This window comes from Lewinella sp. LCG006, assembly GCF_040784935.1.
Taxonomy (GTDB): domain Bacteria; phylum Bacteroidota; class Bacteroidia; order Chitinophagales; family Saprospiraceae; genus Lewinella.
Genome location: NZ_CP160680.1, coordinates 6,248,813 through 6,269,263, shown reverse-complemented (window position 1 = coordinate 6,269,263; position 20,451 = coordinate 6,248,813). Strand labels below are relative to the sequence as shown.

Here is a 20,451-nt window from a genome sequence, read left to right as displayed (position 1 = left end):
GGGAAAAATACGGGCTTACCACGTTCCGCCATAAATACAAGCCGCGTAGCGAACCACAATGCCCTACGATGACTTAGCACCTGTCTTTACCCCGAGGGAATTTTCAGTAATCGTTCAGGTTTTTCATACCCTCACCATCACAAGGACTACGTAGCGGTATACACGAGACCGCTATTCCTACCCTTTGCCGCTTTTGGCTATGGCGATTGACGTTGCCCTACAACAGCAATCGTCTACAATCCCTTGCGCCATTTTCCCGATTTTTAATCGGGATAACGAGGCTTGAAACAGTTCAGCTACCTTGTGCCTATCATCTTATTCCACCGCCTTCCCCGTAGGGGATTAACAGCTTTGAAGACCACTTCGCAGCAGTCTTTTTTGAAAGGCTCGATTTGTCTGTCGGGCTTCACAAACCACCGTTACCAGTAGCCCATGCCGACATAGGAAACGCTGGGTAGTACCAGCGGTTAAAGCACATCTAAGTTCATCTTTATGAACTCATATTCAGTGGTTTAACAGTATTTATAGCGACTTCGTGTCGCACCGTAGTAGCAAAGTTCTACTCAGTTTGAGTATTCACTGCGCTCTGAAAATCTTCTATGTAATCATCATACTTTCCACTCAAATAATCTATAAGTTTAGGGTATTTCGCTGTCATCTCATTAAACTCTTGAGATCCAATTTCAATGGGAGTAGTAGAGATTTCATCAATATATTTACTTTTTAGCTTTATCATCAAACATCTTCCCGCTCGTGGTTCCTTACCTCGATAACTAATACTTGAATAAGTACCACTATAAAATTTATACTTTCTGTATGTACCTTTTGAGGTATTCAGATAAACACGAAACTCAGCAAAAACTTTCTCATCTCTATGGTTGAGATATACGTTGATAGTAATTGTATTCTTATCAATAACATGTACAATTCCTTCTAAATTGCTCAATTCATTTGGCTCACGATGCGAAATCAATATACCAGTCTTAGTAATCTCTAATGCAAATGGAATCAAGGCTTTTCGACGATTGCTGACTATAATCGCTTTATATATTCCAGCAAACGTACCGATTACATTTTCAGAGTCAATTCTATTTCTCAGCTCTCTCTCATTGAAAACGCCCTTCAAGCTGTTGTGTATACCAAGAACAGGTCTGTGAAGAATGAAATGTTCAATTAATACTGTGTCTCTATTTTCATTTTCTTTCGGAGTTCCTTTTCTCAGCACTGCCGAAGAAGAACATGCTACGCCATCAATACCAATCAAATTCACTATACCTAGTGAAATTTCATGATCATCATTAGGAAAAAACGTTCCTGAATAAAAAATAACATTAATGAAATAATTAGTATTATTCTCAACTGTAATGCAAGTATGGTTAGAATACAGGTAGTATTTACCCTTATATTCTGATTTTGATCTTGTGTTATCAATCACAACTTTTCTTGACTCCTTATCAAAGATAACTTGAAAAGAAGAGACATTTCTTCTATCAGTCGAGTAGTATAGTGTATAAGGTAGTGCGGCTTCGTTGGTTATAAATTCACTTGTTGACACAAACATTTTGTCAACGATCTCTATTAGTCCAATCGTTATCCTATTCAGGCTGCTATCATAATCTTCTTTACTCGTTGTTTCTTTTAAGTATTGTATTTCGTTTCTGCTGTATCGGCTTTGAAGTAGATATATCTCATACGTGATATTTCCAAAATTAGCAGTAGTCGAATAATCAACCATCATATTGATAGCTTTTTCTAAATCTCCCTTTCTTATTAGATTAAGTATCTCTTCTTTCATATTCATTCTTGCTCATATTTATTTACTTCTAAATAAAAATACAACAATTTTATCTTTTACTTAAACTTAGAAGAATTTTAGACTATTTAGAACAATTCATCTTGAACAACTTTATGATCTCTATTTCAATTGAGTAGAACTCTGGCTACTGCGCCGGACCGCAGCGAAGCGAAGGGCTGGACGTAGTAGCAAAGTTAGGCACAGGATTATATTTTATCTAATTGATCTTTGTAAAGTCTATAGAAATAAGTGTTTTGGATTCTAGAACGATCTATTCCCACGGAATTAAGAATAAAAGATAATTCAGGCAGCTTAGTCAGTTTCTTTGGCCAAGCATCAAACAAATTGACTATCTCTTCATCATTTAAGAATACTAAAATATTATTTAGAAACAAATTAAGATTAGCGAGAATGCTACTAAATTCTTGTCCTCTATCATCAGCACTTTCTAACAAATAAATCAGGCCAGCTTTAGAGTATTCAAAATCCATTTTAGCAAAGTAGAACCTAGCTCGACTTCGAATTATATCTTCTTTTAAAAGCTTTTGATCAGTGAATATTTCATAAGCAAATTTGTTCTTCACTGTACTCAAAAGAAATATTATTGAACCTCTTGTACCTATCTCTAATACCTTTTCGTGTTTTATTAAAGAATATAATTCATACAACTGTTTTTCAGAAAGTCCCTTATGATGTGAAAATGAAAGATAATTTACAGCTTGATTTCGAATATCATTATTTGTACTCTTAATATTTTCAATAGCCGAATTTATTTTTTCTTCCTCATTTTTTTCTATACCCGTCCCTAAGTGGTTTGGGCGTATACAGAAGTCCCACCTACTGAACGAAAATTCAACGTTAGTAGCCTGCGTAACTCTGACTTGTGTGACTTAGTGTCATTGAGAAAATCAATTATTCCGTCTTTGAATTTTGAATACGTATCGTAGTAAATAGAGCTGATGACTTTTTTACGCATAAACTTCCAAAGCCGCTCTATTAGATTCAAATTAGGAGAATAAGGGGGTAGAAATACAAATTCTATGCGCTGATCAGCGGCCCAGTCCTGGAGCATTTTATTGCGATTATAGCGGGCATTATCGCAGATCAGATATATTTTCTTCTTTGGATGTTTCTTCAATAATTGCCGGCACAGCCGTTGGGTAGACTGTGCATTGATAGAATCAGTGATGTCATAAACCAGGTGCTCAGGCTTAAGTGCATTGATCGCACCGTTGATATTTACCCGTTTACGACCGCTATTACAGTCCACCTCAAAGTCTCGGCCCTTGCGTATCCAAGCTCTCCCCGTTTTGGTATTATGGGTGGGATGACAGCCATCAGCGTAGTATACTACTGCTTCTCCTTGTACGGCTTGTTCCAAAAGTTTGGGCAGTACGTCATCTAGAAAATCCAGCTGATCTTGTTCGTTAGCTTTGCTGGCTACTGCCTTGGTCTGCTTGTATACAAAGCCAATGCGATGCAGGAGCTGAGTCATACCAGATACCGAATAAATAACGCCAAAGGTTACTTGAACATACTCACAAATGGAAGCGGCTTCTTCGTACAAGTTCTCTTCCAAGTGAGCTGTCAAGAGTAAAATCTCTTCCTCGTTCAGTTTTCCTGAATAGGGCGTAAACCCATCCAAGAGGTAAGCCGTCAATCCCTTTTCATAAAAGGCTTTCGCGTAACGTCTGATGGTATTATCATCCAAACCCAGCGCAGCCTCAATGACCTTGATCTTATGTCCCTGATGCAACATAATCAAGACCGTAACCTTGCGGAATTGACGCGGGGGCAAATTCGGATGCTTCTGAATTTGACGTAATTGATCGTACTCGGATTGACTTAGCTTGATTTTCACGCCAAAAAATACGAATTTTTCCCAAACTACTTAGTGACGGGTATATGTACCCTTCAATTTTTTCTTCTACCGTATTCTCTAGGTTTTTGATTAGCCTTCTTGATGGCCTAATTCCAAATTGCCATATTAAAACAGGAAGTACGATTCCAAGAAGAGCAATAAGAATTGTGATTATCGTATATATTATTCCAAAGGCATCGACAAATGCATTTAGTTGTGTGATTGTACTATTCGCTTTTAAAATTTCATTAGCATAATCACTTTTCACCTCACGGAGGTTCTTATCCAATTCAGTATTTTCTATTATCAAAGCGTCAATACTATCTCCTAGGGCATTAACCAATGATTTAATTGATAGAGTGTCCATTGCTTGCGCCTCTACCAATATTGGAATAGTTATTAATGCTAATGCTAGTAATATCTTCTTCACTCTTATTTTTTTATCGAAATGAGTTGAAAAATTTCTTTGTAAATATTTAGACGTCCTGTAATTCTCCAGATAATTCTTAACTCTCAGAATTACAGGGCTATTACTATCAACTTCTAGATTTAATGACAATTTAGTATATTTCTCAGAAGAACAGAATAGAATTGTGCCCAGCTTTTTTACACCGCATTGCACTAAATCCCCCTATCTCGTCGCCTCTGTTGCGTACAATGTACCCCTCCATGGACAAAATACGCATATTCCCGTTTCGCATAAGCAATCGCCAAAAATAAATCGTTGAGGATAGGTAGCAAATTGCGCTCCACAATCATCAAGCGCTAACTCGTGCCCTTGCATTAGTGGTGTATCACTGCCCTGCCTGCCTGACGTGCCGCCAGCAGAGAGGCCTCGATCCCGCGGATCGGTCCCTCCGGAGGGAGATATTTGGGTGGTGCCAGAAGCAACAACAAGCCCTGCCAATTACTCCTCAGAGGCTAAGTCAAAAATGGCGGTACTTTGTTTGAAATCTTTGTCCAGTACCAACTTCAGGTTTTCGTAAACAATTTCACCCATACTTTCGCAGTGATTAAACACTTTTGTTTTGTGATGGTACGCAAGTTCTTCTCTTAATTTGACTACTTTCTCCGGACTGGAAATGTGGTCTTTGAGCATCACCGTAAAAAGATTACTCACTCTCCTTTTGCTGGCTTTGATACGGTTGGCTATCAGGCTGCGTTCCTCCATCTGGTACTGTTTCATGGTAGCTACATTCATGTGTTGCTGCCCTAAGAAGATGATGGGATTGTTCTCCTTGAAGTATTTGGGTTGGTAAAAGCTGCTGCGCCCTTCGTAGGATTGTTGGTCAAAGTCGATAGCTCGCATGCGGTATTGCGAACCTTCGATATCGGGGGTTATATCTACGACGTAGTTGTAGGCACGCATATCTCCGAGGAGTCTTACAAAACAGCGTTCGTTGAACTTAACAAACTCTTTAGCGATACGGATTTGGTTAAAGGTGGTATCTGCGAGGTTTTTTCGGATAAAGTCGTCGCCAGGAATACCCGCTATATGCTCTTCGATCAAGGTGTCATTATGGTGGAGGTACATGAAAGAATTGGGGGAAAGTAATTCTTCCAGCTCCAAGCCATAAATGCGGGAGGCATCTGATTTTTTAATATAAAAATGATCGTAGTTGTCATTAAGTCGGTTGATAATCCTGATTCTGAACGGTTTTGTATTGCCAAAAGTACAGTAGTCAACCCGTGCTACGGTTAGATGATGCAGTACATCCGTGTCTCCATCTGTTTTCAGCAAAGAGTAAATCTGGGTAAGGGAACGGTACAGATGCTCCCGGTCGTATTCATTGTAAAAGACCTGCTCCCAGTAGGTGGGATTGCCTTCGTGGTCTTCAAGTGGGATACTGGATTGATAGTGGGTGAGGTCTTCGTATTGGAGGGGAAGCGCAACTGATCTTCCGTAACGACGAAGGTAGCCTTGTAATTCAGCCGTTATCGGAACAACAATTTTTTTCTTTGAAGGGATATTACCAACCATATCAAGGTAGCTTTTTGTCAAAAATAGCTTAAAGCCGGGGGGATTTCCTAATTTAGCGACACAACGAATCAAGATTTATGCAGGAACGTCATTCAGACAGGCAACGTTATTTTGAGGAACAGGCTTATACGACGGAAAAATACGTGATTCCTTTCGTGCAGCCCTTTCTCCCCATTGGCCCGGAGCATCGGATTCTGGAAGTGGGTTGTGGGGAAGGAGGCAATCTCAAGCCTTTTTTGGATCTCGGCTGCAATTGTGTTGGCGTAGATCTCAATGCTCAACAAATTGAGCGAGCGAAAGATTTTTACGGAGATCATGTCCATCAAGCTAAACTCGAACTCATCGCTGTTGATGTCTACGATTTAAACCCTGAGACCCTGGGTACTTTCGATTTCATCTTCTTACGCGATGTCATTGAGCATATCGTCGATCAAGATCGTTTTATGGGCTATATCAAGGCCTACCTAAAGCCAGCGGGGCGTTTGTTTCTGGGTTTTCCCCCCTGGTACATGCCGTTTGGTGGGCATCAGCAGGTATGTAGTAGTAAGGTACTTTCCAAATTGCCGTATTTTCATTTGTTGCCGGTTCCCCTTTACCGGATGCTGCTCAAGGCATTTGGCGAAAGCCAGGCGGTGATTGATGAACTGCTCTATATCAAGTCTACCGGCATCAGCATTGAGCGTTTGCGTAAAATCATTGGCACCAACGGCTACCAAATTGACCACGAGCAGCTTTGGCTTATCAACCCAAATTATGAGGTGAAGTTTGGTTTGAAAAAGCGCGAGCAATTTGGGTTCATCAGCGTCTTGCCATTCCTGCGGAATTTTCTGACGACTTGTGGGTATTATGTGGTGAGCCTACCGAATCGGCTGCCCTAACCTCAATTTACGCATAAACCAGGCGATCAGGAAACTCCCCAATACCGTCGGGATAATCCATGCGATACTGCTGGGAATCACAAAGTTTACGTTGACGAAAAACGCAGTAAATACCGCAATCGTAGCACCACCCATCCGACCAATATGACGGCGTAAGCCCAGTTTTGCGCTGCGATTGATATTCCGATACCACTGATAATCTTCCCGCGCCATGCTCAGGGAGATGAACCCAAAGGCGGCGGGCGCAATGGCTCCCATTGGCCCCATACCACTTACGAAAGCAGGTACGCCAACGGCCAGAAGCAGGATGCCAAAAATAAGGATCATGATACTGGACGCATAATCCAAATAGGTAGGTTGCTCATGGCGGCGAAAAGCTAAATAACGTTTGCCACTGTAAGTGAGGTGAAAGCTAAACACACAGAGCATCACTAAGGCCCATTTCTCATGCGCAATTCCAGAGGGAATGCTGGCCAGCGAAGTAATCAGCATGGTCACAAAGAAGACCGTGCCTGCCTTTTTGTGCCAGTGACTCCACTTGGAGGTGGAAAAAGCAACTAAGGATGCACCCATGGCTATAAGACCAGTGATGATGTGCAGCATTATTAAGGGGCGATAAAGTAGCTCTAACATGATGATTAATTTTTCAACAAGTTAGTGCCCCCTTATCGCCCCTGAAAAATAGCCTGACTGAACTGTCGATTTTTGCTACTGAAGTGGTTTTTTTGGTACGGAGTACAGGGTACTTGGTAAGGACATAAAAGCCTACGGCTATCAAAATCCCTATACCTAGTACAAAGTACCCAGTACCCTTTACACTGCCCCCTTCTTGATCTCCTCTACAATCTCAGGATTCAAGAGGGTAGAAGTATCCCCTAAGCTAGAGGTATCTCCGGAAGCGATCTTTCGTAGAATTCGCCGCATGATCTTACCCGAACGGGTCTTAGGTAAGTCGCTGACGATTTGTATTTTATCTGGTTTGGCGATGGGGCCGATGACATCACGAACGACATCATTGATTTCATTGCGAAGCTTATCGTGGTCGGTTACTTTTTCATCGACGATGACGTAGGCGTAGATGCCTTGGCCTTTGATGTCGTGAGGGTAACCCACTACGGCCGACTCTACCACCTGTACGTGTTCGTCAATGGCATTCTCTACCTCAGCCGTTCCCATCCGGTGACCAGATACATTGATGACATCGTCTACGCGGCCTACGATGCGGTACATACCATTGGCATCGCGGCGAGCACCATCACCCGTAAAGTATTTATCCTGAAAATGGGAGAAATACGTAATCCGACAACGCTCATGATCGCCATAAGTGGTGCGCAACATGGAGGGCCAGGGGTATTTTACACACAAGAGGCCTTCTTCTTCCATGTCGTGGAGTTCGTTGCCTTCCTTATCCACCAGGCAAGGTTGTATACCGGGAAGTGGATAGCCTGCGAAGGTGGCCTTCTGAGGACTCAGGTCACCAAGGCCGGAGATCATGATGCCACCAGTTTCTGTTTGCCACCAGGTGTCAACGATGGGGCTTTTGCCTTTGCCAACGACCTCGTGGTACCATTCCCAGGCTTCGTGGTTGATGGGTTCGCCTACGGAGCCCAATACTTTTATGCTACTGAGATCGTATTTGTTGACGTATTCGTTGCCGTAGGCCATCAAGGCCCGAATAGCGGTAGGTGCGGTGTAGAACTGGTTGACTTTCATCTTCTCTACCGAAGCCCAGAAGCGGCCAGCATCGGGGTAAGTGGGCACGCCTTCAAACATGACAGTGGTAGCTCCCGCCAACAGGGGGCCGTAGATGATATAGGAGTGCCCGGTGATCCAGCCAATATCGGCGGTACACCAATAGATATCGCCGTCTTTGTACTGGAAGACGTTGCGGAAACTGAAACAGGTATACACCATATAGCCGCCACAAGTGTGTACAACTCCTTTGGGTTTTCCGGTTGAACCGGAAGTGTAGAGAATGAAGAGCATGTCTTCACTGTCCATTTCCTCCGCCGGACAAGTGGTAGGCTGCCGGTCGACCACATCGTGCCACCATACATCGCGATCCGTCCAGGTAACTTCGTCGCCGGTGTTTTTGTGTACCAGAACCGTTTCTATGCTTGGGCAACCGAGCTCCATGGCTTCGTCAACGACATCTTTTACCGGAATGTGCTTGGCACCACGGTTGTTGTGGTCCGAGCAGATGACCATATTACAGGTAGCGTCATTGATGCGATCAGCCAAAGCTTTGGCTGAAAAGCCCGCAAAGACGACAGAATGGATGGCCCCAATGCGCGCACATGCCAAAACCGCGATGGCCAATTCAGGAACCATGGGCATGTAAAAGCACACCCGATCGCCTTTTTTTACCCCTAATTCTTTAAGAGCGTTAGCGGTCTGACAAACGGCAGCGTGTAGCTCTTTGTAAGTAATGTCTTTTACAGGAGTGGCGGGGTCATTCGCATCGTATTTGATGGCCACCTGATCGCCACGATCGGCCAAGTGTCGGTCGAGGCAATTTTCGGTGATATTGAGTTTGCCGCCGGTAAACCACTTAACATCAGGATCGCGGAAATTCCAGTCTAATACTTTATCCCATTTTTTGCGCCATTGAAAAGTCTCGGCCTGAGCAGCCCAGAAACCCTCAGGATCAGTTACGCTTTGTTGATATACCTTTTGGTATTCTTCGAAGGAGGTAATTTGTGAGGTCATATTGAAAAGGTAGTTTTATAAATACAAACGTATATAGATGTGTATATGTGTAAAGATAAAAAATTTTATCACCCAAATTCGAATACTTCCGAAATAATATCCACTAATTCCTGATTGTCGAAAGGCTTTGTAAGATAGATTTCGCCACCACTGGAATAACCCTCATGGCGATCTTGGGAAGTACCTTTTGCCGTAAGGAAAATAATGGTAGTATCGTTGAGGTTTTCGTCATTGCGAATAGCTTTCGCCACCGAAAAGCCGTCGAGGCCGGGCATCATCACGTCGAGAATGACGATATCTGGCCGGTGCTTACGAGCCTCTTGGATGCCTTTGGCTCCATCTGAAGCTTTCACTACACGGAAGCCTTTCTGCTGAATCAGGAACTCCAGCGCCAAGAGGATATTGGGCTCGTCATCAACGAGAAGAATTGTACCACTTCTTTTCATAATTATGAGCGGTTATTAGGTAGCAATTTAAGCTATTACTATAGGCAAATGTAATAAAAAGGAAAATAAATTTCGTCAATTCTTGGAAACAAAAGAGATAAATCTGAAAAGCTATTGAAGAGGGAGGGTAATCAAAAAAGAAGTTGCCCAGGGAGGATCAACGGTAAGTGCAATAGAACCCTGGTGCTGTTCCAGGATATGCCTGCAAATATAAAGCCCCAGTCCACTTCCCTGCGGTTTTCCTAAATCGCTGTCCTGAATTTGGGTAAAGCGATCAAAAATGATGTCTTGTTTCTCTATCGGAATGGCTTTCCCGTTGTTGCGAAAAATGAGTTCCAGTTGCTTGCTTTGCTCCCTGAGTTCTACCTGTATCTTCCCCTCCTCAGGGGAGGCAAACTTAAGCGCGTTTGACCAGAGGTTGGTCAAAACCTGAGTGAGGCGGTCCCTATCTCCCATGATGCCCCATTCTTTATCGGCTGCGATCAGCTCAAATTCAATGTCTTTTTCGAGGAGTTGCTGAGAAAACGTAGTGGCAGAACGCTTGAGCAATTGCAATAGGTCAATGGACTCAAAACTGAGTTCTTGTTCGGTTGCCTGAATTTTCTCCAGGTCCAATACCTGGTTAATAAGGCGGGCAATTCGCTCGCTTTCGCTAACCAGTACATTTAGAAACTCTGCTTTTCTTTCCGTTGGAAGCTCTGGGTTTTCGGCAAGAATTTTGGCGAAAGCCTTGATCGAGGTAATTGGTGTACGCAACTCATGGGTAACCGTTGAAATAAATTCAGCCTTCATCTGGTCAAGCTCTTGCAGTTGCTGATTGGCATTGCGAAGCTCATTGGTGAGTTGTTCGAGTTCTTGACTTTTCTTTTCCAGGGCCCGACTGTATTGCAGTATTTCCTGGGTTTGGTCGAGAGCCGTGAGCATCTCTTCAAGGCTAATGGCGTCGGTCTTGGCAATAGAAGCCAGAATGAGTTTTGAGGAAGCTGCTCCCAAGGCTCCCGTCAGATGTGTTTCTGTGAAATTGATCAGTTCAGTAGGAGCGGCCTCTAGTTTATTCAGGTCAATACTCCGGTTGTTTTCAAATCGCTTTAGCAGCGACCTCGCTCTCTTGATCCCCAAAAACCTGATCATCACCATCTTGATGTCTGCAATACTGGCCTGGCGTTTGATGACGGAGTAGTCTTCCTGCTGTTCTTCGTATTTGTAAATATTGACAAACAAATCTGCTTGTTGAATTTCGGTCGTATTGGCTTTGGTATACAAGGAAATACCCACAAGGGCAAGGGTGTTGAGACTTAAACTCCAGAATGCTGCATGGGAAAACTGATCAAGATAATCAAGCCCTAGTAGTGATTGAGGCTTTAGTCCATTGATGCCACCAATGCCGTATTCGAGGATGTCGGTTGAAAATAATCCGGCCTCAATCAGGGTCGGGAACGGAAGGGTAAATCCCCAAATCAAAAAACCGATGACCAGCCCACCAATCGCCCCCTTTCGGTTGGCCTTCTTCCAATACAAACCTGCGATGACGGGTGGTGCGAATTGAGCAACTGCTAAAAATGAAATGAGACCAATGGAAACCAGTGAATACCCTTCGCCCACGAATTTGAAGTAACTGTAGGAGAGGAGCAGCACACAGATGATACTGATTCGGCGAATCCCCAATAGTCGCCCCGGCAACTCCGCTTTGGTTTCATCAACCAATTCAGCATTGATCACCAGGGGCAGGAGCAAGTTATTACTGATCATAATACTCAAGGCTACGGTGGCAACAATGACCATACTCGTAGCCGCTGAAAAACCGCCCAGGGCCGCAAGAAAAGCGAGGCCTTCCTGCCCTGCGAGCAATGGCAGCGTGAGGACATAGGTGTCTGGCTCAATGCCCTTGTCTTGTAAGAGGAGATTGCCCGCGATCGCAATGGGGATAACAAAAAGGTTAATGAGCAATAGGTAGAGCGGAACCAGCCAGCTGGCCGTCTGGATATTTTCAGGGTTGTCATTTTCTACAACGGCAACGTGAAACTGACGAGGTAAAAGCAAAAAAGCAAACATGGACACCAGGGTGAGCCAAAACCATTGGGTGCCATCTATTCCTTCCTCAAAGGTGAATAGTTGCGCGATTTTTTCATCCTTCAAGGCCTGGGAAAACAGATCTCCGAAGCCATCAAATAAGCCGTACACGACAAAGAAACCCACGGCTAGAAAAGCCAGAAGTTTAAAAATAGACTCAAAGGCCACTGCCGCTACCAGACCAGCGTGTCTTTCGTTGGGGTCCAAATGGCGGGTGCCAAAAAGGATGGCAAACAGGGCTAGCAGAATCGTCACATAAAACGCAGAGTCTTCGTAAAAAGGAAGATTGGCGTGAGCATTGACGATCAAAGGATTGGCACTCAAGAGCAAGTCCAGGCTGGCTGATATCGCCTTGAGCTGAATAGAAATGTAGGGGATAATTCCAAAAACGGCAATCACTACGGCAAGAATACCTAAAAAGGTGCTTTTGCCGTAGCGGCTTGAAATAAAGTCGGCGATGGAGGTAATGCGTTGTTTCTTACAGATGAGCACAATTTTCCTTAAAACAATGATCCAAACGGGAGCTAAGATGGTAGGCCCCAGGTAAATGGGTAAAAATCCGGCACCGGAACCAGCTGAGCGCCCTACACTGCCAAAAAAGGTCCAAGCAGTGCAGTAGACTGCTAGTGAAAGCGCATAAATGAAAGGAGAATTGGACCAACTGTTTTGTTTCCCCCCTTTTCGATCAACATAATAAGCTACGCCGAAGAGCAGCGCCAGGTAAATCAAGGTTATCGATATGATCAATACTTTAGGCAAGGCAGCAGTTATTTGTCAGAAGACCTTAAGGTAAAATAGGTAGCAATGATGATCAGTAACCAAATCACAAAGAGCATAAGGTACAGTTGTGGAATACCCATGATCAAGCGCAGCTTTCCTAGAAGCCCTAGAAAAGGAAAGTTGAAACAGATCGCTGCGAGGATACTGATAAAAATGAGTTTGGATGATTTTTCGGACAAGCGTATTAGGATTTTATAGTAAAAGCCAAAAGCCGACTCAGTTAAGTACTGAATCGGCTCTTAAATTATAACACTTTTACTAATTCTCTTTCGTTTCCTGTGGGAAAAAGCCAAAATAAGTAGGTTGAAGTACCTTACTCTTGATCAGTGCCCACAGAAAAAGAAGGGCAAAAGCACCCAGCGCAAGGGAGACCAGGTAATAGCCTTGCAGTTGAGGTTCGAGCAGGAAACGCAAGGCAAGTGTAATCGTAAGGTAGACCGCAATAAACCAATCTGACAATCTCGGGCCTAAGGAAAATCTAGCCATAATAAAAGTGTTTAATCAGGAAGCCCAGAGCAGGTAACTAAGGAGTATATTCATCAAAACAAAACGATACTCCGGGCTTCCATTTTTTAAGGGTTAATTAATGATCGTGGGCCGCACCAGCACCGCGAGGAATACGAATATCTTCTACGATCTGTTGGACATCTGCTGGCGGCGGCGGCGTCATTCTGGAAACGACCAGCGAAACCACCAGGTTAAAGACCATAGCGATGGTACCAAATCCTTCTGGAGAAATACCAAACCACCAACCGTCTTTGAGCCCTGCTACAGCATCTTTTCCACCGTCGAAAGTTCCGAACTTGAACTTCAGCATGTACCACAACATAATAGAGATACCTACAACCATACCCGCAACTGCTCCCTGCATATTCATGCGCTTGTCAAATATGCCTAGAATAATGGCGGGGAAGAAAGAAGCAGCAGCCAAACCGAATGCCAAGGCTACTACTGCCGCAACAAATCCGGGCGGATTGATGCCAAAATAACCAGCAACCAGTACGGCAGCAAATGCACCAATTCTAGCCCAGCGTAGTTCCCATTTCTCACTAATATCTGGTCGAATTTGCATTTTGATCAAATCTCGAGAAATCGAAGTGGAAATAACGAGTAATAATCCAGCAGCAGTAGATAATGCTGCAGCTAATCCACCCGCAGCTACCAGTGCGATGACCCACGCAGGGAGGTTTGCAATTTCTGGGTTGGCCAGTACCATGATGTCACGGTCAATGGTCAATTCATTGGCATCCGCCGCGGAAACATACTGAATGCGGCCATCGGCATTTTTATCTTCAAACTTGATCAAGCCAGTTTGTTCCCACTTGCTGAACCACTCAGGCATTTCCTTGTACTCTTTATTGCTAACGGTATTGATCAGGTTGACACGTGCAAAGGCAGCAATAGCCGGTGCTGTGGTGTAAAGAATAGCGATAAACAACAAAGCATAACCCGCAGAAGAACGGGCATCCTTTACGCGAGGTACGGTAAAGAAGCGAACAATAACGTGTGGCAAACCAGCCGTACCTACCATTAGCGCAAAGGTGATAGCGAACACGTCCGTCATGGATTTTGTCCCAGAGGTGTATTCGGCAAAGCCTAGTTCTCGATGGAGTACATCCAATTTGTCAAGCAAAGCCATCCCTGTGCCATCGGTTACATCCCCAATAAGTCCAAGCTGCGGAATGGCATTGCCGGTCATCGCAAGAGAAATAAAAAGTGCAGGCACCATATAGGCAAAAATCAATACACAATATTGGGCTACCTGGGTATAGGTGATGCCTTTCATTCCGCCAAGGACAGCATAGAAAAAGACAATGGCCATGCCAATATAGACTCCTTTGTTAATGTCTACTTCCAGGAAGCGAGAAAACACCACCCCAACGCCGCGCATCTGTCCGGCAACGTAGGTAAAGGAAACAATCAAGGCACAAATAACGGCCACTGTTCGAGCTGTATTGGAATAATACCGATCGCCGATAAAATCAGGCACCGTAAACTTCCCGAATTTTCGCAGGTAGGGTGCCAGAAGTAGTGCTAGTAATACATATCCCCCAGTCCAACCCAAGAGATAAACAGCTCCGTCGTATCCCATAAAGGAAATCAGACCAGCCATGGAGATAAAGGAAGCCGCTGACATCCAGTCGGCAGCTGTTGCCATACCGTTAGCTACTGGGTGAACGCCCCCACCAGCTACATAAAATTCGTTGGTAGAACCAGCTCTCGCCCAGATGGCGATCCCTATATAGAGGGCAAAGGTCAGGCCTACGATGATCAGTGTCCAAGTTTGAACATCCATAGTTGTATTGTTTTAAAGCTTGTTTTTTGAATTGTTTTGAGCAAAGAGGATGTTTTACTCCTCGTCTACATCGTACTTCTTATCCAATTTGTTCATCCAGTTGACGTAGACGAAAATCAGGATAACAAAGACATAGATGGCACCCTGTTGGGCAAACCAGAAGCCGAGTTTAGCTCCTCCGATCTTGACGTTGTTCAAGGTGTCGACCATGAATATGCCAAATACGTAAGAAACTAAAAACCAGATGGAAAGGAGTATCAACAGGTAGCGGAGATTGTCACGCCAATACTGTTGGAGGTTCTTTTCAGACATGGAAAGTTGATTTTAGATATGAGAATAAAGCCGTCTTCTAAGCAGCATAGTGTCTATAAGAAGATATGAGCCTGCATGCGAATTTGGTTAACATCCAGCGGACCACCTTCCCGAGGATCGTTGCCGATGTGGTGGTATTCCAAGGTAAGTTTGGCATTATGCCCATTGATGAAGTAGTTGGCACCAATGTCAAGCGCATTAGTAGGATCCGCTAGACCTTCGTAGTTGCCTGTTTGATATGCTACATAAGGCATCACTTTGCTGCCCGGAATCAATACACCCAAATGGCCATAAAGTACAGAGCCTGTTCCTGCCCAGCGAGCAACAAAATCTTCTCCATAGTTAAAGCTCATAAAAGAGGCATAGGCATTCAAACAACCACCGCCAGAGATGGGCTTGTCCAAAAAGATATCCGCCGCGAAGTGGGTCACGTTTACGTGCTCTCCGGTATTGCTGTTGTACATGCCGTTGGGGTGAGCAAAAAAGCCTGCACCGATCGCTAAGACGTCCTTGGTGCCCAGGTAAGTACCTACCGCGTAAGGGAGCTTGATGGATTCTGTGTCTTTGATTTGGTAGCGGAAATAGCCTTCGATGACCGTGTTTCCAGTAGGGTCGCCATCTTTGTTGGTATTACTTACACCCGTGTAAGTGAGGGCCGGATTGGCCTGTCCGTTGTAGTTGCCAGTGATACCATTACGACCTGGGTTGTTGATGGCTAGGCGATAGTCAAACTTATCAATACTGCCTTTGGCATAAACGCCTAAATGGCGAGCAAATTGATCGGTAACCCCCAACGAGTGCCAATGTACAAATGGACGACTTTGGTCCATGGTCATAAAGTTGAGTGTGCTTTGATTGGCCAGGCGCGTCAAGCCTTTCCAGTAATGCAATCCACTACCGATGTAGAGATTTTCGTTGACCATGAATTCTACCCAGGCGTCGTGTAGGAACAATTGTGGGGCATTGCTATTGTTACCTAAAGACGTCAGGTTATTAGCATCAAGACCGTTCAGACCAAAATGTGTAAGAATCAAAAAGCGGGGAGAAACCTGGGCAAAGGCCAGCATCCGCGATCTACGAATACTAGAGCTTAGTTGCAATTTGGCCGCATCTCCACCGTCAGGTTTGGTAAGGTTGCTTGTGGTAAGCCACTGTTGGTGCCAAATGATAAAGCGGACATACTTGGAGCCATCCTCGCTGAGATTGAGTTTCAACGGCTTGTAAGAATGGTCTACTTCGGGTGCTTCCTGTGCCTTCAGCGTGTTGGAAAAAAGCCCCAACATGCAAGCCAATAAGGCGATCAATGGTATTCTTTTCTTCATAATTTTTAAAGGTTAGAAAAGGCTAATAGATGATAAAGTGAGTTGTATACAGATGCTAATGTATATAGATATATAGATGTGTGCAAGAAAAACCTAATTATTTTTTACAATTAATGCTTGTTGTAAAAGATAATATGGAAAAGGAGGGGTTTGGCAGGCTTTAAGAGCATGTTTGGAGCTCGCTTGCACCGAAAACCAAGCATTTAGCAACCTGGCGTCACTCAAAATCACTTACTTGACCCGCCAAGCGCGTGATTTTGAGTTTAGCCAGAACGCCAAATCATTGATTTTCAAAAGTAATCCGCTCCAAACATGCTCTAAGCAATGGCTGTTCTTGGACTAGCCGACATCATTCAAGACCCGAACAATGTCATAATAGGAAGGATGTGCCAAATAATAAAGTGAAGTCTTACCAACCCGATCGAGGTCGACTACATTTTTGTTCTTTAAAATGCGGAGATGGTGAGAGGCTACGGCCTGTTCGATATTCAAATCCTCATAAATTTCGGTCACAGAAAGCTTGCCTTGCTGATGGAGCAGTTCAATGATGGCTAGGCGGATAGGATGGGCGATGGCCCTCAGTATTTCGCTGGATTCGCGTAAGGATTCTGTTTGATTTGGTGTTTTCATGCTCTTACTCAGTGGAGTATTGCTTAAGGATTTGTTTATTTTAACGTGAAACTATTTATATAGTTCTATATATATGCAAATAATTTGATAGCATTAATACGGAATTTATTATTGCATAATCAGTAGACGATCAACATCCATCTTAGCCCATAGCGGGGAATCTATTTGGGCCAGAAGAACCCATCAAAGCGATTCACTGAGAATAATATAGAGGGTATAAATTATACTGGCCAGAAAAGCCAGAGCGCCTAAGGTTCCCCATAAAGGGATGGCCAAGAGCATCAATACCAAAGAAATCCAGAACCTGGAACTCGCTTCTCCATCGTAAAGAAACATCGCCAATGGTGGTATAAACAATGCAATAATCACCAGTAAGATAAGGTCTATGTCAGAAGAGCTACTACTTTGTTTCAAGGCACGAACTTGTTCCCTTACTGCTTTACGGAAGCTACGTCGCTGCTCTTTGCGTAGTTGGCGTTGCTCTTTTTTACTCATTTGCTGACCCGTAGCTACTTCCGTTTTGTCTACTGGTTTGGGGTGTAGCACCGCTGCTTCGGATACAGTGGGACCCGTTAGAAGAGTGAAAATGAGAAGCAGGGAGAATTGTAATAACTTCATAAAGCAGATTAGCTAGTGATTTGCAATGATAAGTATTCTTTAATTATCGGAGAAGGTCTTTGAGTGTTTTAACGCCTCTTTGCTCTAATCGCCCGAGTAGTTTGACCAACAATAGAGCGGTAAGCATAGCATCTCCACTGGCAGTATGACGGCCTTCAACGGGGATATTATAGACTTTGCAAAGTTGGTCGAGGCTGTACTGGCCAATTTCTTGAGGAGCAGCCTGATAAGCTGCGAAAGGAGAGGCTAGCCGCTGTGCCAAGTGAGCGGTATCCAGTACCTGGTTTTGCAAAGGGCCTCCTAGTTGGGCCATGAAAGCATTGTTGAGCATCGCAAAATCAAAGGCAATGTGGTGCCCAACAATAATGCTGTCTTTTAAGTAAGCCAAAAGGTCAATTAGAATCTTTTGGTTATCGGGAAGCTGAGCCCAGTGTTTTTGGAGAATGCCATGAACGGGGACACTTTCTCGCTCTTTGGCCTGGTACAGCCCCTCATTGGAGAAAAAGGCTTCAAAGCGATCTCCTACATAAATCTGCTGATCTTTCACTGCTACAGCACCAATAGATAGTAGCCGATCGGTCGTGGGGTTTAAGCCTGTGGTCTCGGTGTCTAAAACGACCATGCGTTTGTTTCGAAAGAGGTGTTTTTTAGGGTCTGGATGGTCAAAAAAATGGTCGTACTCCAACCAGTAGCTTTTGGCAGGATAGACGGGCTTGATCCCAAGTACTTTTTTGATCCAACTCATGTGCATGATTTCAAGGGTGAGGAAACTAATTGAAGTAATTCACTTGGTACCGAATGATGATGATGTCATGCAATTCTCCGATAGGGCGAAAGGTGTTACGCAAATTCAGCTTCTGCATTTTGGACATTTCCTCGATCAAAAGAAATTTCCCGGAATTGTTGTTTTTGAGTCCTTGCAGAGCCCGATAACGGATGAGGATTTCGTAAGCATCAGCAGCCTGCTCGAAGAGTTCCTTGTAATTGGGCTCCAGCTCGGCAAGTTTTTCAAATCGCTTGATGGTGTTGTTGATTCCCGCTACTTGGTGGCCAAGAATGAGGAGCCTTGCAGCATCGGTCAAGGGCATCATCGCTCTCGATTTGATGTTAAATGCATCTTTGTGTTCGCCATTTTTCTCTACCACAAAGTTGCGGAAGAAAGTAAGCGGTGGAGGGTTTTGCAGGGCATTTTTCCCCATGACAGATAGAAAAATCCCTTTTTGAGGTATTTTTTCGAAGATATGCTCACTGAGGATTTTGGGAAGTGCCCTTTCTCCGTACAATGGACGGAAGTCGAAAAAGATATTACAGTGCATAATATTCTGGTTCGTAGGCATAAGTATCCACTCAGAAAATTGGTTTTTCCATTCCTGTAAGGATAGACACCATTTGGGATTGCTAGCCATCATATTACCTGGACAGTAGGCAAATCCACAAGTATTGAGATGATAGGTGACCCTTTTGGCAAAAGCTAAAAATTGAACCCTGTTTTCTTCCAGGGCTTCTTCTGGTACATCCTCGAATACAAGTGCGCTGTCTTGATCAGTACGGAGCAATTGTTCTCCCCGGCCTTCGCTTCCCAAACCCATCCAGCACCATTTGAGATCGGGAAGCGGGGTACTCAGTTCCTTCATTGCTATTTCGATGACCCTGGTAATTAATGCATCATTAATTTCGGTCATCACCGTGGATATGAAATCCATAGCCACTTCCCGTTCAAGATATTGCCGTAACAGCCCCTCTGCTTTGGTTCTAATTGCCGCTAATTCTATCGCTGAAGTACTTCTTTTCATCTCTCGGATCAGAATAGCGGGATTGTTGCCTTGTAGCACAAGTAGATCATGTTCAGAAAGAATCCCTACCACCGGTGAGTAGGGTGATCCGTCCTGGGTAAGACACAGGTGGTGGATGCCGTTTTTCATCATCGCCATCTGCACTTCCGCCACACTACAGTCAGGCAGAATAGTCACCACCGGCTGCGTCATTATTTCTGTGATGGCCGAACGCCTGCTCACTTCGCCGGTTACCACGCGGTTTCTAAGGTCACGGTCAGTGACAATACCAATAGGATGCTGCTCATCGTTGGTGATGAGGATAGAACCTACCTGTTTTTGTTGCATGATTCTGGCCGCTTCCTGGATGGTAGCGCTAGGGGCACAACATACCGGCGATTTGCTGTGATTGACGGATTGTATCTCAAATAAGGAGGTCTGTAGTAATACTGCTGGGTCTTTGTCTAAAAAGATTTTTCCTTTATAGCGTTTAATGTACTTGTCACTGATGCTAAAAGCAAAATTTTGGGCCAGGTAATAGCCTACTTTGGGTTGTGTCTCAATAAGTTCTTGCAGATTGTCGACCTTGATGGCGTAGAGCAAACATTCTTCCGCAGCCTTTGCGGATAATGCGTAAGGTTGGTTCGCCAAAAGTGGACGTAGTCCAAAAAGGTCACCTTCATCACATACTTCTACCAGCAGACCTTCTTCCTCTTTGAGTAGCTCTACGGCTCCTTCCCGCACCACATAAATGTATTCCTGCGGAGCTTCACCTTCGGTAAAGACAAACTCTCCCGCTTGTAGGTATTTGATAATGGTTTCACCAGCCAGCTTTTCAAGGGTCAACTTGTCAAGCATGGAGAAAGGAGGATATTCCTTAAGAAACCGATAGACGCGATCTGGAATGACGTTCATGATCTAAGATTAAATACACTGGAAATTTACTCAAATTCCTTTTACCTCAGAGGCGATAATACAATA

General features: G+C 44.1%; 19 protein-coding genes. 1 reads left to right on the top strand and 18 read right to left on the bottom strand.

Going from position 1 to position 20,451, the window contains the following annotated elements; genetic code table 11:
- Positions 1–559 precede the first annotated feature (559 nt).
- The 5 genes from AB0L18_RS22760 to AB0L18_RS22740 form a co-directional block, all read right to left on the bottom strand.
- The gene (locus AB0L18_RS22760) at positions 560–1,801 is read right to left on the bottom strand and encodes a hypothetical protein (RefSeq protein WP_367389625.1); all 1,242 of its coding nucleotides are present in this window, start codon (positions 1,799–1,801) and stop codon (positions 560–562) included.
- Positions 1,802–2,001: 200 nt separating this feature from the next.
- A complete protein-coding gene (locus tag AB0L18_RS22755) occupies positions 2,002–2,463 on the bottom strand; it encodes a hypothetical protein (protein WP_367389624.1) in 462 nt (153 codons plus the stop codon).
- A 137-nt stretch (positions 2,464–2,600) separates the two neighbouring features.
- Positions 2,601–3,650 (bottom strand): IS630 family transposase, encoded by a 1,050-nt coding sequence (locus AB0L18_RS22750; protein WP_367393180.1) that lies wholly within the window; start codon positions 3,648–3,650, stop codon positions 2,601–2,603.
- Positions 3,535–4,086: a hypothetical protein gene (locus AB0L18_RS22745; protein ID WP_367389623.1), complete on the bottom strand. Its 552-nt coding sequence runs from the start codon at positions 4,084–4,086 to the stop codon at positions 3,535–3,537. Before AB0L18_RS22745 ends, AB0L18_RS22750 begins: the two co-directional genes overlap by 116 nt.
- 477 nt (positions 4,087–4,563) lie before the next feature.
- Entirely contained in the window at positions 4,564–5,637 is a 1,074-nt protein-coding gene (locus tag AB0L18_RS22740) for a hypothetical protein (RefSeq protein ID WP_367389622.1), read from the bottom strand.
- Between the two features lie 77 nt (positions 5,638–5,714).
- On the opposite strand from AB0L18_RS22740, the gene AB0L18_RS22735 reads away from it, so the two are divergent.
- Positions 5,715–6,515, top strand: coding sequence for a class I SAM-dependent methyltransferase (locus AB0L18_RS22735; protein ID WP_367389621.1), 801 nt, complete (start codon positions 5,715–5,717; stop codon positions 6,513–6,515).
- On the opposite strand, the gene AB0L18_RS22730 is transcribed toward AB0L18_RS22735, so the two are convergent.
- The 13 genes from AB0L18_RS22730 to AB0L18_RS22670 form a co-directional block, all read right to left on the bottom strand.
- Complete coding sequence (locus AB0L18_RS22730; protein ID WP_367389620.1) at positions 6,495–7,148, bottom strand: hypothetical protein; 654 nt, start codon at positions 7,146–7,148, stop codon at positions 6,495–6,497. The genes AB0L18_RS22735 and AB0L18_RS22730 overlap by 21 nt on opposite strands.
- 180 nt (positions 7,149–7,328) lie before the next feature.
- Complete coding sequence (gene acs / locus AB0L18_RS22725) at positions 7,329–9,224, bottom strand: acetate--CoA ligase (protein WP_367389619.1); 1,896 nt, start codon at positions 9,222–9,224, stop codon at positions 7,329–7,331.
- Between the two features lie 68 nt (positions 9,225–9,292).
- Positions 9,293–9,670, bottom strand: a complete 378-nt coding sequence (locus AB0L18_RS22720; protein ID WP_367389618.1) for a response regulator transcription factor — start codon at positions 9,668–9,670, stop codon at positions 9,293–9,295.
- Positions 9,671–9,781: 111 nt separating this feature from the next.
- Positions 9,782–12,499 carry an ATP-binding protein gene (locus tag AB0L18_RS22715; RefSeq protein WP_367389617.1) on the bottom strand — a complete coding sequence of 906 codons (2,718 nt, stop codon included), beginning with the start codon at positions 12,497–12,499 and terminating at the stop codon, positions 9,782–9,784.
- A gap of 8 nt (positions 12,500–12,507) precedes the next feature.
- Entirely contained in the window at positions 12,508–12,699 is a 192-nt protein-coding gene (locus tag AB0L18_RS22710) for a hypothetical protein (RefSeq protein WP_367389616.1), read from the bottom strand.
- A 79-nt stretch (positions 12,700–12,778) separates the two neighbouring features.
- Positions 12,779–13,006, bottom strand: a complete 228-nt coding sequence (locus tag AB0L18_RS22705; protein WP_367389615.1) for a hypothetical protein — start codon at positions 13,004–13,006, stop codon at positions 12,779–12,781.
- A 97-nt stretch (positions 13,007–13,103) separates the two neighbouring features.
- Positions 13,104–14,816 carry a sodium:solute symporter family protein gene (locus AB0L18_RS22700; protein WP_367389614.1) on the bottom strand — a complete coding sequence of 571 codons (1,713 nt, stop codon included), beginning with the start codon at positions 14,814–14,816 and terminating at the stop codon, positions 13,104–13,106.
- Between the two features lie 54 nt (positions 14,817–14,870).
- The gene (locus tag AB0L18_RS22695; protein ID WP_367389613.1) at positions 14,871–15,128 is read right to left on the bottom strand and encodes a DUF4212 domain-containing protein; all 258 of its coding nucleotides are present in this window, start codon (positions 15,126–15,128) and stop codon (positions 14,871–14,873) included.
- A gap of 53 nt (positions 15,129–15,181) precedes the next feature.
- Positions 15,182–16,450: a porin gene (locus tag AB0L18_RS22690; protein WP_367389612.1), complete on the bottom strand. Its 1,269-nt coding sequence runs from the start codon at positions 16,448–16,450 to the stop codon at positions 15,182–15,184.
- A gap of 339 nt (positions 16,451–16,789) precedes the next feature.
- On the bottom strand, positions 16,790–17,080 hold the full coding sequence (locus AB0L18_RS22685; protein ID WP_367389611.1) for an ArsR/SmtB family transcription factor: 291 nt from the start codon (positions 17,078–17,080) through the stop codon (positions 16,790–16,792).
- A 183-nt stretch (positions 17,081–17,263) separates the two neighbouring features.
- Positions 17,264–17,698, bottom strand: coding sequence for a YqaE/Pmp3 family membrane protein (locus AB0L18_RS22680; RefSeq protein WP_367389610.1), 435 nt, complete (start codon positions 17,696–17,698; stop codon positions 17,264–17,266).
- A 43-nt stretch (positions 17,699–17,741) separates the two neighbouring features.
- On the bottom strand, positions 17,742–18,443 hold the full coding sequence (locus AB0L18_RS22675) for a PolC-type DNA polymerase III (RefSeq protein ID WP_367389609.1): 702 nt from the start codon (positions 18,441–18,443) through the stop codon (positions 17,742–17,744).
- A 25-nt stretch (positions 18,444–18,468) separates the two neighbouring features.
- Entirely contained in the window at positions 18,469–20,385 is a 1,917-nt protein-coding gene (locus tag AB0L18_RS22670) for a DUF294 nucleotidyltransferase-like domain-containing protein (RefSeq protein ID WP_367389608.1), read from the bottom strand.
- Positions 20,386–20,451: the final 66 nt, after the last annotated feature.

Coding starts and splice junctions, on each gene's coding strand:
- AB0L18_RS22760 (WP_367389625.1), bottom strand. CDS start 1,801: ATGAATATGAAAGAAGAGATACTTAATCTAATAAGAAAGGGAGATTTA.
- AB0L18_RS22740 (WP_367389622.1), bottom strand. CDS start 5,637: ATGGTTGGTAATATCCCTTCAAAGAAAAAAATTGTTGTTCCGATAACG.
- AB0L18_RS22735 (WP_367389621.1), top strand. CDS start 5,715: ATGCAGGAACGTCATTCAGACAGGCAACGTTATTTTGAGGAACAGGCT.
- AB0L18_RS22730 (WP_367389620.1), bottom strand. CDS start 7,148: ATGTTAGAGCTACTTTATCGCCCCTTAATAATGCTGCACATCATCACT.
- acs (WP_367389619.1), bottom strand. CDS start 9,224: ATGACCTCACAAATTACCTCCTTCGAAGAATACCAAAAGGTATATCAA.
- AB0L18_RS22720 (WP_367389618.1), bottom strand. CDS start 9,670: ATGAAAAGAAGTGGTACAATTCTTCTCGTTGATGACGAGCCCAATATC.
- AB0L18_RS22705 (WP_367389615.1), bottom strand. CDS start 13,006: ATGGCTAGATTTTCCTTAGGCCCGAGATTGTCAGATTGGTTTATTGCG.
- AB0L18_RS22700 (WP_367389614.1), bottom strand. CDS start 14,816: ATGGATGTTCAAACTTGGACACTGATCATCGTAGGCCTGACCTTTGCC.
- AB0L18_RS22695 (WP_367389613.1), bottom strand. CDS start 15,128: ATGTCTGAAAAGAACCTCCAACAGTATTGGCGTGACAATCTCCGCTAC.
- AB0L18_RS22690 (WP_367389612.1), bottom strand. CDS start 16,450: ATGAAGAAAAGAATACCATTGATCGCCTTATTGGCTTGCATGTTGGGG.
- AB0L18_RS22685 (WP_367389611.1), bottom strand. CDS start 17,080: ATGAAAACACCAAATCAAACAGAATCCTTACGCGAATCCAGCGAAATA.
- AB0L18_RS22680 (WP_367389610.1), bottom strand. CDS start 17,698: ATGAAGTTATTACAATTCTCCCTGCTTCTCATTTTCACTCTTCTAACG.
- AB0L18_RS22675 (WP_367389609.1), bottom strand. CDS start 18,443: ATGAGTTGGATCAAAAAAGTACTTGGGATCAAGCCCGTCTATCCTGCC.
- AB0L18_RS22670 (WP_367389608.1), bottom strand. CDS start 20,385: ATGAACGTCATTCCAGATCGCGTCTATCGGTTTCTTAAGGAATATCCT.